The organism is Demequina silvatica, assembly GCF_000971215.1.
In the GTDB taxonomy this organism is placed as follows: Bacteria; Actinomycetota; Actinomycetes; order Actinomycetales; family Demequinaceae; genus Demequina; species Demequina silvatica.
The window spans coordinates 93,845-108,393 of the sequence record NZ_BBMA01000006.1; the positions used below are offsets into that span (position 1 = coordinate 93,845).

At 69.3% G+C, this 14,549-nt stretch carries 16 protein-coding genes; 4 read left to right on the forward strand and 12 right to left on the reverse strand.

Annotated features, from left to right (window positions below; all coding sequences use genetic code 11):
• Window positions 1-45 precede the first annotated feature (45 nt).
• The gene (locus AOM05_RS09670; protein ID WP_062521672.1) at window positions 46-1,062 is read left to right on the forward strand and encodes an acyltransferase family protein; all 1,017 of its coding nucleotides are present in this window, start codon (window positions 46-48) and stop codon (window positions 1,060-1,062) included.
• Window positions 1,063-1,203: 141 nt separating this feature from the next.
• Complete coding sequence (locus AOM05_RS09675) at window positions 1,204-1,524, forward strand: DUF2283 domain-containing protein (RefSeq protein WP_062521674.1); 321 nt, start codon at window positions 1,204-1,206, stop codon at window positions 1,522-1,524.
• A gap of 134 nt (window positions 1,525-1,658) precedes the next feature.
• On the opposite strand, the gene AOM05_RS09680 is transcribed toward AOM05_RS09675, so the two are convergent.
• The 4 genes from AOM05_RS09680 to AOM05_RS09695 form a co-directional block, all read right to left on the reverse strand.
• A complete protein-coding gene (locus tag AOM05_RS09680; RefSeq protein ID WP_062521676.1) occupies window positions 1,659-2,432 on the reverse strand; it encodes an SGNH/GDSL hydrolase family protein in 774 nt (257 codons plus the stop codon).
• A complete protein-coding gene (locus tag AOM05_RS09685; RefSeq protein WP_062521678.1) occupies window positions 2,429-3,181 on the reverse strand; it encodes an SGNH/GDSL hydrolase family protein in 753 nt (250 codons plus the stop codon). Before AOM05_RS09685 ends, AOM05_RS09680 begins: the two co-directional genes overlap by 4 nt.
• Before the next feature lie 340 nt (window positions 3,182-3,521).
• The gene (locus tag AOM05_RS09690) at window positions 3,522-4,292 is read right to left on the reverse strand and encodes a hypothetical protein (RefSeq protein WP_156165137.1); all 771 of its coding nucleotides are present in this window, start codon (window positions 4,290-4,292) and stop codon (window positions 3,522-3,524) included.
• Window positions 4,293-4,523: 231 nt separating this feature from the next.
• On the reverse strand, window positions 4,524-4,868 hold the full coding sequence (locus AOM05_RS09695; RefSeq protein ID WP_062521682.1) for a hypothetical protein: 345 nt from the start codon (window positions 4,866-4,868) through the stop codon (window positions 4,524-4,526).
• A gap of 583 nt (window positions 4,869-5,451) precedes the next feature.
• Here AOM05_RS09695 and AOM05_RS09700 point away from each other — a divergent pair.
• Window positions 5,452-6,804: a bifunctional o-acetylhomoserine/o-acetylserine sulfhydrylase gene (locus tag AOM05_RS09700; protein ID WP_062521684.1), complete on the forward strand. Its 1,353-nt coding sequence runs from the start codon at window positions 5,452-5,454 to the stop codon at window positions 6,802-6,804.
• The gene (gene metX, locus AOM05_RS09705) at window positions 6,801-8,003 is read left to right on the forward strand and encodes a homoserine O-acetyltransferase MetX (RefSeq protein WP_082097421.1); all 1,203 of its coding nucleotides are present in this window, start codon (window positions 6,801-6,803) and stop codon (window positions 8,001-8,003) included. Before AOM05_RS09700 ends, metX begins: the two co-directional genes overlap by 4 nt.
• A 42-nt stretch (window positions 8,004-8,045) precedes the next feature.
• On the opposite strand, the gene AOM05_RS09710 is transcribed toward metX, so the two are convergent.
• The 8 genes from AOM05_RS09710 to AOM05_RS09740 form a co-directional block, all read right to left on the reverse strand.
• Entirely contained in the window at window positions 8,046-9,017 is a 972-nt protein-coding gene (locus AOM05_RS09710; protein WP_062521686.1) for a hypothetical protein, read from the reverse strand.
• Between the two features lie 166 nt (window positions 9,018-9,183).
• Window positions 9,184-9,768 carry a hypothetical protein gene (locus AOM05_RS14600; protein WP_228373254.1) on the reverse strand — a complete coding sequence of 195 codons (585 nt, stop codon included), beginning with the start codon at window positions 9,766-9,768 and terminating at the stop codon, window positions 9,184-9,186.
• 117 nt (window positions 9,769-9,885) lie between these two features.
• On the reverse strand, window positions 9,886-10,035 hold the full coding sequence (locus AOM05_RS14240) for a hypothetical protein (protein ID WP_156165140.1): 150 nt from the start codon (window positions 10,033-10,035) through the stop codon (window positions 9,886-9,888).
• A 75-nt stretch (window positions 10,036-10,110) separates the two neighbouring features.
• Window positions 10,111-10,389, reverse strand: coding sequence for a PqqD family protein (locus AOM05_RS14415; protein WP_062521691.1), 279 nt, complete (start codon window positions 10,387-10,389; stop codon window positions 10,111-10,113).
• A complete protein-coding gene (locus AOM05_RS09725; protein WP_062521693.1) occupies window positions 10,386-11,342 on the reverse strand; it encodes a nucleotidyltransferase family protein in 957 nt (318 codons plus the stop codon). Before AOM05_RS09725 ends, AOM05_RS14415 begins: the two co-directional genes overlap by 4 nt.
• Window positions 11,339-11,656: a hypothetical protein gene (locus AOM05_RS09730; protein ID WP_062521695.1), complete on the reverse strand. Its 318-nt coding sequence runs from the start codon at window positions 11,654-11,656 to the stop codon at window positions 11,339-11,341. Before AOM05_RS09730 ends, AOM05_RS09725 begins: the two co-directional genes overlap by 4 nt.
• Window positions 11,653-13,050, reverse strand: coding sequence for an arsenate reductase/protein-tyrosine-phosphatase family protein (locus tag AOM05_RS09735; protein WP_062521698.1), 1,398 nt, complete (start codon window positions 13,048-13,050; stop codon window positions 11,653-11,655). The genes AOM05_RS09730 and AOM05_RS09735 overlap by 4 nt, the downstream gene beginning before the upstream one ends.
• A 1-nt stretch (window position 13,051) precedes the next feature.
• The gene (locus tag AOM05_RS09740) at window positions 13,052-14,542 is read right to left on the reverse strand and encodes a tyrosine-protein kinase domain-containing protein (protein WP_062521700.1); all 1,491 of its coding nucleotides are present in this window, start codon (window positions 14,540-14,542) and stop codon (window positions 13,052-13,054) included.
• Between the last annotated feature and the right edge of the window lie 7 nt (window positions 14,543-14,549).

Sequence of the window (14,549 nt, forward strand, 5' to 3'; positions counted from 1 at the left end):
TCTACGGTTCTGAAAGGACCGCGACACGGCTGGAGGGGGCGTGCCATGGGGGGACGGGATAAGGTCGTCGATTCGCTGCGGGGGATCGCGTGCATCCTGCTGGTGACGTTGCACGTCGCGCAGAACAGGTTCGGCGAGGCCGACTGGCTCGAGTGGTACGGCGACACCTTCATCTACATCCGGATGCCGCTGTTCGCGTTCCTCTCGGGCGTGGTCTACGCGTGGCGCCCGCTCACCAGCACCGCCGCGTACGGCACCTACATGGGCAAGAAGGTCCGCCGGCTGCTGATCCCGTACGTGATCTTCGTGCCGCTGATCGGGCTCGCGCAGGTCGCGCTCGACTTCGGCACCCCGCCGCCGGACGCCATCTACGACTGGTTCCTCTACTCGCTCCCGCCGTACTGGTTCCTGCTCGCGACGTTCTGGGTCTACGCGGTGGTCGCGCTCGCCGACTCCTACAAGCTCCTCGACACCAAGCTCAAGGTCGGCATCCTGTTCGGGGCGCTGCTCGCGGTGAACCTCATCTTCAACATGCAGGACGCGTCCGGCTTCCTGCAGTTCAGCAGCGCCGTCTACCTGGGCCTCTTCTTTGTCGCGGGCCTCGCGGCCACGCGCTTCGGCTGGAAGAACATCGGGCTCACCGGCGCGTGGATCACCGCAGGGCTCACCGTCGCGCTGTTCGTGTACACGCAGTTCGCGGTGCTCGGCATCTGGGAGGCCGCGGAGAACCAGCGTCAGGACCCGTTCGGGATCCTGCTGGGCATCACGTTCCCGCTGGCGTTCATCGCGTTCGGCTTCAAGAACAGCTTCCTCGCGTGGGTGGGCGGATACTCGTACGGCATCTTCCTCCTGCACCCGTTCGCCGTGGTGGTGACGGCCGGCGCGCTGCAGGTCGTCGGGTTCGAGCCGCTCATCCCGTCGCTCATCCTCATGACCATCGCGGGCCTGTTCGGCTCGATCCTGGGCGTGATCGTGCTCCGCAAGGTCGCCGTCGGGCGCATCATGCTGGGCGAGCGCGGGCGCAAGCCGGTCGTCCCGGCCAAGGTTCCCGAGGCGGCATAGTTCAGAAGGGACGATGCGCGGGTTCAGTCCCGCGCGCGCGTCGCCAGACCGCGCCGCCCGAGACACCACTGTGCCGATGCCTCCAACGTCCAGGCTGCGGAGAGCCCCGACTCGCGCACGCCCAGTGGATACGATGTCGAAATGGCTGAACTCGCACCTGCAGTAACGGTCGACTTCTCCGCCAATGCTGCTTACCTCACGCTCACCAACAATGCCGTCGAAGAGACGCGCGAGCTGACGGACTCCGTGCTCGTCGATCTCGACGAATTCTCAGTCGTGGTCGGAGTCGAGGTGCTTAACCTCGCTGCGCCATTGCCGGTCGCCACGCTTGTTCGGGACTTCCACGTGCCCGAAGCCGCGCTCGAACTTCTCAGCCCCATGCGCGCCACGGTCCTGCAGGTAAGCGGGACCGAGACCGAGAACGGTCAGGCGACGAGCTCTCAGGCTTTCCAGACCATCTAGCGCCACGTCGCCCCCAGGCTCACGCACCCCCAAGTTCGCTCCGCACGGTTTCAGTTCCGCCACGCCGCCGCAGGGGGACGATGCGCCGGTTCAGTCCCGCGCGTCGCCCGCCAGACCGTGCGACGCGAAGAGAACTAGCCGAGCTGCTCGATCACCCTTTCCGCGATCGCGGCGTGCCCCTCGTCGTTGACGTGCTGCCCGTCGCCCGCGTCGAAGCTCTCATCGAGCACGCGCGGCTCGAGCAGCGAGATGTACTCGGCCCCGACCGCCTCGGCCCCCTCACGCACCGCGTCGTTGAAGTCCCGCTGCCAGGACTCCTCCGAGAACGGCCACGAGGGACCGATCGCCACGATCCTCGCGTCGGGGAACCGCGCGGCAGCCTCCTCGAACGTCGCGTCGATCGCCTCCCGCACCGCCGCCGCGTCCGCACCCCACGCGTCCGTGTCGCTCTGCCCGCCGGCGATCACCACCACGTCCGGCTCCACCCCATCGCGCGCCGCCGTAGCGATCATGTCGGCATACGGCGGGCAGTCGTCCAGACCGCAGCTGTTGAACGTCCCGGCGGTCGCGTAGCCCGTCCCGCCGCGGCCGTAGTTGGCCTCCTCCCAGCCCTCCTCGACCGCGACCAGCGACGTCCAGCGCTTGGACTGCGGCGCCGCGCCCACCCCCACCGTGTACGAGTCCCCGATGAACAGCGCCACCGCCCCCGACGCGGTCGGCGAGGGCGAGCCGGCGCCCACGGCCGTGAGGTCCTCGGTGGCGTCGGCGCGGGAGGCGACCGGCGCATCGTCCCCCCGACCGCCCAGGGCGACCGCCAGGACACCCGCCACCGCGAGCACCACCAGCAGCCCGCCCCACACCGGCAGCCCCGCGAACTCGCGCGTGAAGAACGCGCCCACACGGCTCACTGCAACCCCTCGAGCACGCGCTTGGCGATGAGGCGGTGGCCCTCGTCGTTCACGTGGACGCCGTCGCCCGCGTCGTAGAGGCGGAACTTGACGGCCTTGGGGGCGAGCAGGGAGATGAACTCGGCGCCCACGGGCTCCGCTGCGGCCGCCACCGCCGCGTCGAAGTCGAACTTCCAGCCGCGCGGCGCGCCCGGCAGGTGCGGGCCGACCGCGATGATCCGCGCCTGGGGGAACGTCGCGCGCGCGATCCGGTAGGTCTCGTCGATGTCGAGGGTGACGGCGTCGGGGTCATCCCACCAGAGAACCGTGTCGTTCTGGCCACCGGAGATCACCACCACGTCGGGCTCGACGCCGTCCGCGGCGGCCGCCTCGACGGTGCCGGCGAAGGTGTCGCAGAACTCCTCGGCGCAGCCCTCGACGCCCGAGGTCGCGGAGTAGCCCGTGCCGCCGAGCCCGTAGTTGATCTCCTCCCAGCCCTGCTCCTTCGCGACCAGGGTGGTCCAACGCTTCGCGTCGGAGGACGCGCCGGTGCCCACCGTGTACGAGTCCCCGATGAACAGCGCCTCCACCGCCGTGTCCGCGGGGCTCGCCGCCGCCGAGGCCGCCGCGCGCGAGCTCGCCGCCGAATTCACCATCCACAACGCGCCCACCGCGACCAGCACCATGGCCATCGCGAGCGCGCCCCACACGGGCAGCCCGCCCCACGTGCGCGTGAGCCAGGACTCGCGGTGTGCGGCTCGTCCGGCCATGGCGTCCCCCTCGCCCCCGCCGCCAGCCTACAAAGCGGGTGGGCCCGTGCAAATGTCCGATTCGTGACAATCGTCGCCGGGGTGGGTGTTCAGGGGTGCGTGCGACACGCCGCGGGGGTGCGCGACGCACGGTTCGTGCGGAGTGGGGCCCCGAGCTCGCTGCGCACGGTCCGCGCCGCGACACGCCGCGGCAGCGGGACGATGCGCGGGTTCAGCCCCGTCCCCGAGTTCGCTGCGCACGGGTTGAGATCCGCCACCCCGCCACCAAGGCGACTCAGCAAGCACCAAGAACGAAGCCCTGAACCGGCGCCGGTTCAGGGCTTCGTTCTTGGTGCGCTGATCAGGCGACTGCGCCGACGATGTACGTGCTGCCGTTGTACTCGCACGCCTCGCCGTAAAAGGCTTTGTACCTCGCATTCGGGGCCCACATCTTCTCGCACGGAGGGAACTCGGCCTTGCCTGCCCATGCGAAGCGCCACACGGATGTCGGTGACTTGTAGTACAGCGCCGTGGACGAGCCGCTGTACGCGCCGAGAGCCATGATGCGCAGGTCACGTGACGCGTACCCCTGGTAGGAGCTCGCGCGGGTGGTCGAATCAAGGATCCACTCTCTTGCGTACAACATGCCTCGCTGCTCGTGCATCTTCTGCAGCAGTGGCTTCACACCCTTGATGACCGATGTCGCACGCTTCGCCGTGGCGCACGCGATAGGCAAAGGGGCATTGATGCCACACACGAGCCCGTTGCCCTTGTACAGCGAAGTCTCTCTGGCGCCGACCTTGGTCACAATCCTGGTCAGGCCTCGCGCGCGCAGCTTCTTGTCGAGCGTAGAGACGTAAACGCTATTCGCCTTCGTCGACAGCGAGCCGCCCCAGCCCTCGCTTGTCACCGCGTATCCGGGCACCTGAACGTAAGACTGCATCGTCGGGACCTTGGCGGCGACGCTTCCCCTCTGGAGCACCAGTGGCAGCGTCTCACCGGTGACGCGCTTCACTTCCGCTGCTGCGGCTTTCGCGACGGACATCACGAAAGTGTCCGGATCCGGTGTCGCTGCACTCGCTGGTGCGACAGCCGCGATCGTCGCGGTAGCCATCAAAGTGGCGACGGCCACGTGTCGCCACATCGTCTTCGATTGCATTGATCCCCCAGCAGATTTCGCTACCGCGAATGACTCGTTGTCCAGGCCTTACCTGGCTGATCGTCAGCGTAGCGAGATGCCCCTGCCGGCACTAGCACATCACTCGCCTGTTGCGCATGAGAGTCGCTCTCGGTGCGCGAGCTTCAACGACGGCGTCGCTTGCGCTCCAGTAAGCGCCGCTCACTCCCCGTCGCCCGCCGCGGGTCAATCGAAACCGCGGATGTCCGGTACCGCCTCCCCCGTGAACGCGTCGATGATGGTCCGATCACCGACCGGAGCGTCAAGCTCTACGGTCGTAATTCTCGCGCACATGAGCTCGGGCCCCTCGAGCACCTCGGTGCTGATGAGCGTCAACGTGATCGTCGTCGCGGTTTCGACGGCGGTGAGCACGGGGTCTCCTTGGCATGCGACCGTCGTCATCACAGAATCGGCGCGCGGCTCGGCGGCGCCGTCGTCGCCCGCCAAGTTCCACCCACGCTCCACGCCGCGAATCTCAACCGGGCCGCGGACCGTGACACCGGCATCCGAGGTGTGGGTCACGTACGGCATCGACGAGGGTGCCGCCGCCGGCGCGCTGGTCGACGCCGGTCCGACCCACGCGGTCGGCGCGCACCCCGCGAGCGCGGCGGCGGCGACGCACGCGGCACCACCCACAGCCACTCGACCAAGACCAGCAAGCATCACATCCGCCCCCAGATGACCCGACCGCCGCGCGCCCGCGACCGCGAGCGCCTGCTGCGGACATTAGCAGGCAGTTCGCTGCGCACGGTCCGCGCCGCGACACGCCGCCCAGAAGGGACGATGCGCGGGCCGGGCCCCGCGCGTCGCCCACCAGACCGTGCGGAACGGATTGGAGGGTGGGGTTGCGCTCCTCCCCCACCTCGCCCTAGGGTCACACCCATGTTCCGTCGAATGTGTCGCTGACCAGCGCACGTTCGGCGTGCCTCCACACGGGGGCAGCCTGCGAGTGAGGCCCTAGGAGCCCCCGCAGCACACACCGCGCGTGTCGCACCGCATCCCTGAGGGTTGCGGGCGGTCGGCGCGCTTGCACGCCCGGCGGCCGGTGCCACCTGACTCCGGGATGCGGATCCGAGTCCAACCCAGACAAAGATCCAGACACCCAGGAGCCATCATGACCAACCCCGCCTACGCCTTCGAGACCCTCCAGATCCACGCCGGCCAGACCCCCGACGCGGAGACCGGCGCCCGCGCCCTCCCCATCTACCAAACGACGAGCTTTGTCTTCGAGGACACCCACCAGGCGGCGGCCCGCTTCGCGCTCGGCGAGCTCGGCCCCATCTACACCCGCCTGGGCAACCCCACCACCGAGGCCGTCGAGAATCGCATCGCGGCACTCGAGGGAGGCGTCGGCGCCCTCCTCGTCGCCTCCGGATCCGCCGCCAACACCCTCGCGATCCAGAACCTCGCGCAGGCCGGAGACCACATCGTCGCCAGCCCGTCCCTCTACGGCGGCACGTACAACCTGTTCCAGCACACGCTCCCCCGGTTCGGCATTGAGGTCACCTTCGTCGACAACCCCGACGACCCGCAGGAATGGGCCCGAGCAATCCGCCCCAACACCAAGGCCTTCTTCGGCGAGTCGATCTCCAACCCCAAGCAGGACCTCCTCGACATCGAGGCCGTCGCCGCCGTCGCCCACACACACGGCATCCCCCTCATCGTCGACAACACCGTCGCCTCCCCGTACCTCATCAACCCCATCGCGTGGGGCGCCGACATCGTCACCCACTCCGCCACCAAGTACCTGGGCGGGCACGGCACCGCGATCGGCGGCGTGATCGTCGACGCGGGCACGTTCGACTACGCGCAGCACCCCGACCGCTTCCCGGGCTTCAACTCCCCCGACCCGAGCTACAACGGCCTCACCTACGCGCGCGACCTCGGCGTAGAAAGCCCCCTCGGCGCCAACCTCGCCTACATCCTCAAGGCCCGCGTCCAGCTCCTGCGCGACACGGGCGCGGCCATCAGCCCGTTCAACGCGTTCCTCATCGCGCAGGGCATCGAGACCCTCTCCCTCCGCGTCGAGCGCCACGTCGAGAACGCCAAGAAGGTCGCCGACTTCCTCGAGGGCCACCCCCAGGTCGAATCGGTCGCGTACAGCGGGCTGAGCAGCAGCCCGTGGCACCACCTCCAGCGCAAGTACGCGCCCAAGGGCGGCGGCGCGGTCCTCGCATTCGAGATCCGCGGCGGCAAGGAGGCGGGCCAGGCCTTCGTCGACGCGCTCGAGCTGCACTCCCTGGTCGCGAACATCGGCGACGTCCGCTCGCTCGCCATCCACCCCGCCACCACCACGCACTCGCAGCTCACGGAGTCGCAGCAGCGCGCGGCCGGCGTCACCCCCGGCCTGGTCCGCCTCGCCGTCGGGATCGAGCACATCGACGACATCCTCGGCGACCTCGGCACCGGCTTCGAGGCCGCGGCGGCCACGGCCGCCCAGAGGGACGATGCGGCGGTCGCCTCGTGAGCGACCACGTCGAGACCGCGTGGGATCCGGTGGGCCGGACGCCCAAGCCGATCCCCGCATCGTCCGCCTGGCGCCCGGGCGACCACCCCGGGAACCGGAGGTTCCTGGACCTGGGGTGGCTGCCGCTCGAGGCTGACCCGCGCGGCGGCATCGAGGCGACCCTCGCGTACGAGACGTGGGGCACCCTCAACGCCGACGCGACCAACGCGGTCTACGTGGCGCACGCGTTCACGGGCGACAGCCACGTGGCCGGCGAGCGCGCCGAGGGCCACCTCACGGGCGGCTGGTGGAACGGGCTCGTGGGCCCGGGCAAGCCGATCGACACGGACCGGTACTTCGTGGTGAGCGCGAACGTGCTGGGTGGATGCCAGGGTTCCACGGGGCCGGCGCACCCGCACCCGGAGGACGGGCGGCCGTGGGGCTCGCAGTTCCCGTACGTCACGCTGCACGACATGGTGGTCGCCGAATCCCGCCTCGCCGACCACCTCGGGATCGACGCGTGGGCGCTGGTGATCGGGCCGTCGATGGGCGGGATGCGCGCGGTCGAGTGGGCCGCCAGCTTCCCCGAGCGCGTGCGCGCGATCGGAGCGATCGGCGCGACGGCCGCCACCACGGCGGACCAGATCGCGTGGCACGCGACGCAGGGCGCGGCCATCCGGCTGGACCCGCACTTCCGCGACGGCGACTACTACGACGCCGCTCCCGGCGAGGGCCCGCACACGGGGCTCGGGATCGCGCGGGCGATCGCGCACACCACCTACCGGTCGGGGCCGGAGCTCAACGCGCGGTTCGGGCGCGACGCGCAGGACGGGGACGTGCTGCGACCGGAGGGGATCTTCGCGGTCGAGTCCTACCTGGACCACCACGCGGACAAGCTCGCGCGCCGCTTCGACGCGAACACCTACCTGCGGATGCTGCACGCGATCAACACCCACGACGTGGGCCGCGGCCGCGGCGGCGTCGAGGCCGCGCTGTCCCGTTACGAGGGCGAGGCGCTGGTGGTCGCGATCGACTCCGACCGGCTCTACCCGCTCAGCGACTCGGAGCGGCTGGCCGCGGCGCTCCCCCGTTGCGAGGGCGTCACGCTGCTCCACTCGGAGGTGGGCCACGACGGCTTCCTAGTCGAGGGGTCAGGCCTGGACGATGCGGTGCGCGCCATCCTCGCGAAGGTCGAGGAGGGCGTGGCGGTGGTTCGGTAAGCGCGCGAGGCGGCGCGGCCCCGTGGGGCCGCCGCCAGTCTGCTAGACCGAGGTGGTCCCAGGGAGCTCGGTGACCGCGCCGCTCGCGGTCGGCGAGGTACCACGGAACTTGAGCGTGAAGGCGACCGGGTTGTTCTTGTTCGCGTTCGCGACTCTCGGAATCATGAACACGAACTGCGTCGCGTTGTACGACGGAGCCAGGGTGCCTGCAACGAGCGGGAATCGGAAGGTGGTGGTACCTGCGGCGGTGTCGACCGTCGAGTCCGCGTAGGACCACGCGCTGGTCCACGCCGCCACCTGCGGGGTGCCCGCACCGAGCGTGTTGGTCGCCACGGTGACGTAAGCAGCGAGACCGACGATGCTGGCAGTGTTGTCCGAGGGGTTCGCGAGGATCGCGCCCTGGAGGTTCGTGTAGCGGGTGTTCCCGCTTCCCCCGACATCGCCTTGGGGCCCGTAGTTCCAAGCAAGGACCGAGTAGGCACCGACCGGAGCGGTCGTGTCGCTCGACTGCACCGAGGCGGTGTTGGACGTGCCCGCCGCGCGCACGGTGAGCGACGTGGCGGTGCGGTCGGTCGTCTTGGGGATGCTTGCGACGAGAGGCGCGGTGGGTGCAGCGGCGGTGACGTCACCCGTCCACGCGAATACGACCGTGCGCGTGGCGCCGACCTGCGCCTCGGTGGACTCGTATGCCCAGCCGGCGCTCGAGGTCGACGGCGTACCGGAGCCGAGCCGCGCCGCCGGGACAGCGATACGCACCTTCACCAGCGAAACAGGGTGGTCCGCCTGAGGTGCACCGTCGCCGACATACGCGGCGGTCGCCCTAACTGTGAAGGTGGTCGTGTCTTGGATCGCAGACACTCCCGCGAGCACCAGCCCGCCGGTGACGGCGGGCGAGGCTGCAGCAGCGGGCGAGGCCGTCGCGATGAGCACCGCAGGCGCGGACCACGCCATGCCCTGGACGATGCGGCGGCGCGAGACAGCGCCGGAGCGCACGGAGTCCTTCTGAATGGTCATGGGGGGCGACCTATCTTCCTCAACTAGCGGCGCCCCTCAGCGAGCACCGCGGAAGGCTAGATTACAGCGTCATAGGAGATACGAGGCGCACCAAACGTGCGCGAGGTGTACGCGTTGGCGCCGTTCCACGAGTGTTCGACGCGGCAAGGGCACCGAGCTGGCTACGTTAGGTGGCGGGCGAGAGGTTCACGGACGGCATGGTGTTGGTGCCGCCGTACTGTCCCTGCACGCGAGCGAGAGCAATCGTGCCGACGTTGGTGAAGGCGACCGAAACACCGCTCGTCACGGCGTCGTCTGCCAGAGGACCGTTGTAGCGGACAATCAGGACGCCGTCGACTGGCGCTGTCTGCTTGCCATCCGAGGCCTGGCGGGTCTCCGTTGTCACCTCGGACCAGCCGTCGCCCGCAATCACCCACGAAGGCGCCACCCAGGTGTTGCCGTTGCGGTTGAATCGCTGGAATTCGATCCGAATCTCCGTGCGGGTGATGGCGTACGTCGAGTTGTTGTCCACGCGCTGAACTGTCGCAGTTACGGTGCGGGCCGAGGCCGCAGTGCCACCCGAACCTGTAATCGTTTGCTTTCCCGAGTTCCCGACAACACCGAAGAGCGGCGTCATCAGGGGGTCCGAACCGGCGAACGCCGGCGCCGCGGTAGCGATAAGTACCGCAGGCGTGGCCCACGCGGCACCCTGCACCAGGCGGCGACGCGAGATCCCCGCACCCGACCGAGCGTTGGTCGACTCGACAGTCATGAAGTACCCCTCAGTGCTCATGAGCGCGCCCCTCAGCGGACGCGTTTGCCCTGAGAGTAGCGGCACCCGGCGCCATTGACCACACAGTTAACGCGGAAGTTACTCAACGCGCAGGAATCATGCGGCGTTCATCGCCGCGTAGGTGAGCATCACCACCACCACCGTGATCGAGACGATGATCGCCCAGCCCGGCATCCCACCGTGCTCGCGCACCAGCCAGTGACGATGCCCCATCGGCGTGTAGGAGCGCTGACGCCGTCTTGCCATGAGTGACCCCCCAGTAACCCAGACGCTGTCATGGAGGCTAGCGAGCGACATGCGATCTGTGAAGAGCCACGCATATCAGTCTCGGGAGACGAGTCCCAGTTCTATCAACGCGACGACGAACGCCTCGACATCGGCCGCGATCTCGCCGGCGTCGATCCCATACGCCTCCGCGAGCTCGTCCACGATCGCGTCCACGTCCCGCGTGCCGTCGATCCGTGCCCAGATCTCGAACGACGACCCCTCGAACAGGTGCGGCACCTGCTGCGCCTCGATGCGTGGGAGGTTCAGCACCACCGCGTACTCGTCATGGAGCACCTCGGCGATCCCGGACGCGCGGCTGAGTTCGCCGGTCATCGCAGGTCTCCGTCGAGGATCGACGCGTCCGTCACACCACGACGGGCCAGCACGCGGCCCCAGAGAGCGCGCGGGGCGGCACGCAGGCCGCGGACGATGCGCGCCCACCGGCCGTGGATAGCCGAACCGCGGCCGGGGGGAACCTCGGGATGGACGCGTCGAAACTCGGCCTCGCGCGGCCAGATCATGCGGGCAACCATGCCGGGCTTCGCCCGCCATCTTGTTCGACCGATCAGGATCATCCATTGAGCCGTGGTCTCCCCACGCCCACCCACACGTGCGCGCCAGGCGTCGAGCGCGGGGTCTGCGCCGTAAGGCGTCGCCGTTGGCAAGTCGACCCCGAGGCGCTCCAGCACTGGCCGCGCCGTGTCCGCCGCGCCCGCCGCGATCGCGAGCGCCACCACGTCGGCACGGTCATGGTCGTCGAGCCCCGGCAGCACCTCATCCACGAGTCGCCGGATCTCGGCAGCGTGGCGCGGCGTCTGCGCCGGTGTCCTCAGCGCGTGTAGTGCGGCGATGAGGATCGCGCCGGACCGGTCGACCATGTCGATCTCGACGCCCGCGAGCGTCAACGGCTGGCGCCGGGACCAGAGCTCGTCGAACACCTGCTGCTGCTGCTGCGCAAGGAAGCCGGGGAACTGGACGTGCGCGTCGATGTCGCATGGCCACGCGTCGTGGATCAACGTCACCGAGTGAATCGCCTTCGGACCGATGCCGTCCCCGGCTGGCCGCTCATGCCAGCCGTACCGTTGCAGCGCCTCGACGTACGTGCCGAATCCATCTGGAGACACCATCACGTCGGCGTCGGCGCTGACGCGCTCCGCTCGGAGGCCATGCGCGGCGGCGCTCGGGCCCTTGATCACCAGCACGCGGATCCCGGCCCGCCGCGCGACCTCGACCGCGAGCGCGTGCGCAAGCGGCACGGCATCCGCGGTCGCGAGCGCGGCGTTCACTCGGGCGAGTCCACCGTCATCACGCCTCGCGAGACCAGCACCGTGATGATGTCGCGGGCCATGTCGCTCGGGTCGACCGCGCCGGGCTCCCCGAACTCGAGCACGAGCCGTCGGCCCAGGTCCGCGACCGTGATCCCGCGTCGCGACGCAAGCACCGCCTCGGTCGCCACCGGCGACAGCAGCGTGACGTCGTTACCGGCCAGGACGAGCATCTCGCCGCCTCGCTCAAGGGCGTCATCCCATGCGGACCGGACCACCGCATCGTCCGGAAGCCTGTACGGGTCGGTAGCCTCGTCCACCAGCATGTCGGTCATCGCGCCCCTTCGAAAAGGGTCGGCATGAGCGGCAGAAGGTCGCGCGACTCGGCGTATCGGATCCGGACCAGGCCACCGATCGACTCGACCAGGTCCGCGAGCGTGTGCAGCTTCTGCGGCAGCCGGGACAGGTAGGACACCTGCTCGGCCAGGTGAGCGAGACCGTGCAGCAGCGGCAGCTCCTCAACCACCGGGTCCGACCCGACCGAGGCATCCCGCTCCACCAGGGCGAGGCGCACCAAACGCAGCCGCCCCGATGGCGGAGACATGAGGTCGAGCGACTCGGGCCCCCACTGTTCCTTGGTGGGGCTCGTACCGTCGAGCACGGACAGCGGCTTCGGGTACGGCAGCACGGTGCGGCCCACATCGATCGCGAGGGTCTCGTCGGTGACATAGCCGTAGTGGGCACCGAGAGTGCGCGACAACGTGGTCTTGCCCGTGCCCGAGGGTGCGATGAAGCCGACGACGTCGCCGTCGGGCGAGGCGAGTCCGGCCGCATGGAGCATCACAAGCGATCCCACGCGCTGCTCGATCGCCCGCACCGTCACCGCGGAGGACAGGTAGTGCAGCGCCCGCTCGACGTCGGGATACGCCAGCACACCGCGACTGCGGGCCTCAGCGAGCACTTCGGGATCACGGTCGACCATCACGTCGACGCGGGCCTCGGGCTCGCCGTCCGGGATCACGCACCGTCCCCAGGCGCGGTGGCCCGCCGCTGCGAGCGCCTCGCGCTCCGAGCCCTCGCAATGGACCGCGACCGTCACGCCGAACGCGTCGACCAGGCACGTCGCCGAGTCGCCATCCGAGCCGGACGCCACCACCTGATGTGGCGGCGCCATCGCCGCCCAGAGGTCGGCGATCCACATGGTCGCCTCGTTGATCCGCTCGCCGACCGCGTGGGCGCGGTCCTCGAGCCGCTCCCACGGCGGCAGCTCCCAGTCGGAGGGCAGGTCATGACGACGCCGCGTGCGCTCGAGGATGGCGGCGTGCTCGCGCAGCGGCGCGATCATGCTCAGGCCATCATAGAGGTGCGCGAACTCGGACATGGTGAAGGAACGGCCCAGTGCGCGCGGGTGCCGGCGGACCAGCTCGTCACGCTCGATGCCCGTACCGACCACGAAGAGATCGGTCGACTCGACCATCGCGTCGCTGAGCGAGCGCGCCCTGAAACCCTGGACGCTGCCGCCCTGCTCGAGGATGACTTCGCGCGCGAGGTCCTGCATGGCCGCGCCGTCTTCGGCGTTGAGCCCAGCCGAGGTGATGCGGATCCGGTCTGCTCCCACGCCGCGCGCCCAGAGGTGCTTGCGCAGCAGCCGCTCCCCCACCACCGAGCGCCCGGTGTTGGTGGCGTCGACGATCAGGACGCGGAATGCGATCCCGGACTCCCACGGCATGTCAGGCTCGCGGGTGTTCGGCGGGTGCGTCTGCGCTGGCGACGTGGTCCCAGGCAAGGTCGCCCCGCGCGGGTGGGGGCGTCACGCTGGACTGTGCATCGGTGTCGTTCTTGCCGCGCTTGCGGTCGCCCTCGGTTGAGTAGTCGTACGCATACGCGTAAGCGTCCTTGTAGGCACCCTTGCGCGGCATTGCATCGACGATGATGCCGAGCGCACGCCCATTGACACGGTCCAAGTTCTGCAGCGCGCGGTCGAGCACGTCGATGGTGGTGCGCCCCGAGGCCGCGACCACGAGCGCGCCGTCGGTGCGCGCGGTGAGCACTGCGGCGTCCGTCACAGGGATAAGCGGCGGCGTGTCGATGAGGATCAGCGCGTCCGTCGGGAAACTGTAGAGGAGCTTGTGCATCGCATCGGAGGCGAGCAGCTCGGACGGGTTCGGCGGGATCGCCCCCGAAGCGAGCACGTAGAAGTGGTCGGTGTCGCCGTACGGCTGAAGCACGTCCTGGGCGCGAGCGCGACCGACGAGCACGTCGGTGAGGCCTGCGTCCGCGCCGAGGCCGAGGTTCTTTGCGACCGTGGGACGGCGCAGGTCAGCATCGATCAGCACGACGTCACGGCCGGACTCGGCGACGGCCTCGGCAAGCTTGATGATGGTGGTCGACTTGCCGTCGCCAGGGAGTGAGCTGGTGACGACGATCACGCGCGGCGGATTGTCGACGTCCATGAACTGCAAGTTGGTGCGGACCTGGCGAATGGCCTCGGACATGGCGAAGTCGGACTTCGCGTTCGCGACGCCGTTCTTGGCGATCGCGTCGTCGTAAGGCAGCGCCCCCAAGACGGGGATGTCAAACTCGCGCTCCACGTCCTCAGGCTTGCGCAGACGCCGGTCGAGCGTGGACTTGATCAGCGCATAGCCGACGCCGAGAGCGAGGCCGACAAGCAACCCGAGTGCCACGGCGAGCTTGACGTTGGGGCTGGAGGGCGCGCCAGGAAGCACTGCGCTGTCGAGAGTCTGGAGAGCGACAACCGACTCAGCGTCACCCCCGCCGGCCCCGGAGTTCTCGATGTCAGCGACAGCCTGCGTCATGCCGGAGATCCAGGCCTCAACCAGGTCACGCGCCTCTTCTGGGGTCGAGCCGTTCGCCGCCACGCGAAGGACGGCCGTGTCGAGCGGGTTAGAGACCGTCACACGGGCGACCAGTCCGTCCGGGCTCGAATCGAGATCGAGTTCCGCGACTGCGTACTCGGCGACCTTGCGGGACTTCGCGATGTCGAGGTAGCTCTTGACCCGGGACTTCGCATAGTTGTCACCTACCAGCGCACTGCCGAGGTCCTGGCTCGCACCGGTCGTGATGATGGCCGAACCTGTGGCGGCGTAGACCTTGGGCTGTGTGAGGGTCCAGCCGAACGCAGCCGCCCCGCCCAACGCGGCCGCGAGCAGTATCGCGACCCAATGCGTGCGGAGCACGCGAAGATAGTCGTCGAGTTCCATCAATTCC

Bases quoted from the DNA above. Each gene is read 5' to 3' on its own strand.
- AOM05_RS14600 (WP_228373254.1), bottom strand. From the start codon at position 9,768: ATGACTGTCGAGTCGACCAACGCTCGGTCGGGTGCGGGGATCTCGCGT.
- AOM05_RS09700 (WP_062521684.1), top strand. From the start codon at position 5,452: ATGACCAACCCCGCCTACGCCTTCGAGACCCTCCAGATCCACGCCGGC.
- AOM05_RS14240 (WP_156165140.1), bottom strand. From the start codon at position 10,035: ATGGCAAGACGGCGTCAGCGCTCCTACACGCCGATGGGGCATCGTCAC.
- AOM05_RS09730 (WP_062521695.1), bottom strand. From the start codon at position 11,656: ATGACCGACATGCTGGTGGACGAGGCTACCGACCCGTACAGGCTTCCG.
- AOM05_RS09670 (WP_062521672.1), top strand. From the start codon at position 46: ATGGGGGGACGGGATAAGGTCGTCGATTCGCTGCGGGGGATCGCGTGC.
- AOM05_RS09685 (WP_062521678.1), bottom strand. From the start codon at position 3,181: ATGGCCGGACGAGCCGCACACCGCGAGTCCTGGCTCACGCGCACGTGG.
- AOM05_RS09710 (WP_062521686.1), bottom strand. From the start codon at position 9,017: ATGACCATTCAGAAGGACTCCGTGCGCTCCGGCGCTGTCTCGCGCCGC.
- AOM05_RS14415 (WP_062521691.1), bottom strand. From the start codon at position 10,389: ATGACCGGCGAACTCAGCCGCGCGTCCGGGATCGCCGAGGTGCTCCAT.
- AOM05_RS09735 (WP_062521698.1), bottom strand. From the start codon at position 13,050: ATGCCGTGGGAGTCCGGGATCGCATTCCGCGTCCTGATCGTCGACGCC.
- AOM05_RS09675 (WP_062521674.1), top strand. From the start codon at position 1,204: ATGGCTGAACTCGCACCTGCAGTAACGGTCGACTTCTCCGCCAATGCT.
- AOM05_RS09740 (WP_062521700.1), bottom strand. From the start codon at position 14,542: ATGGAACTCGACGACTATCTTCGCGTGCTCCGCACGCATTGGGTCGCG.
- AOM05_RS09695 (WP_062521682.1), bottom strand. From the start codon at position 4,868: ATGCCGTACGTGACCCACACCTCGGATGCCGGTGTCACGGTCCGCGGC.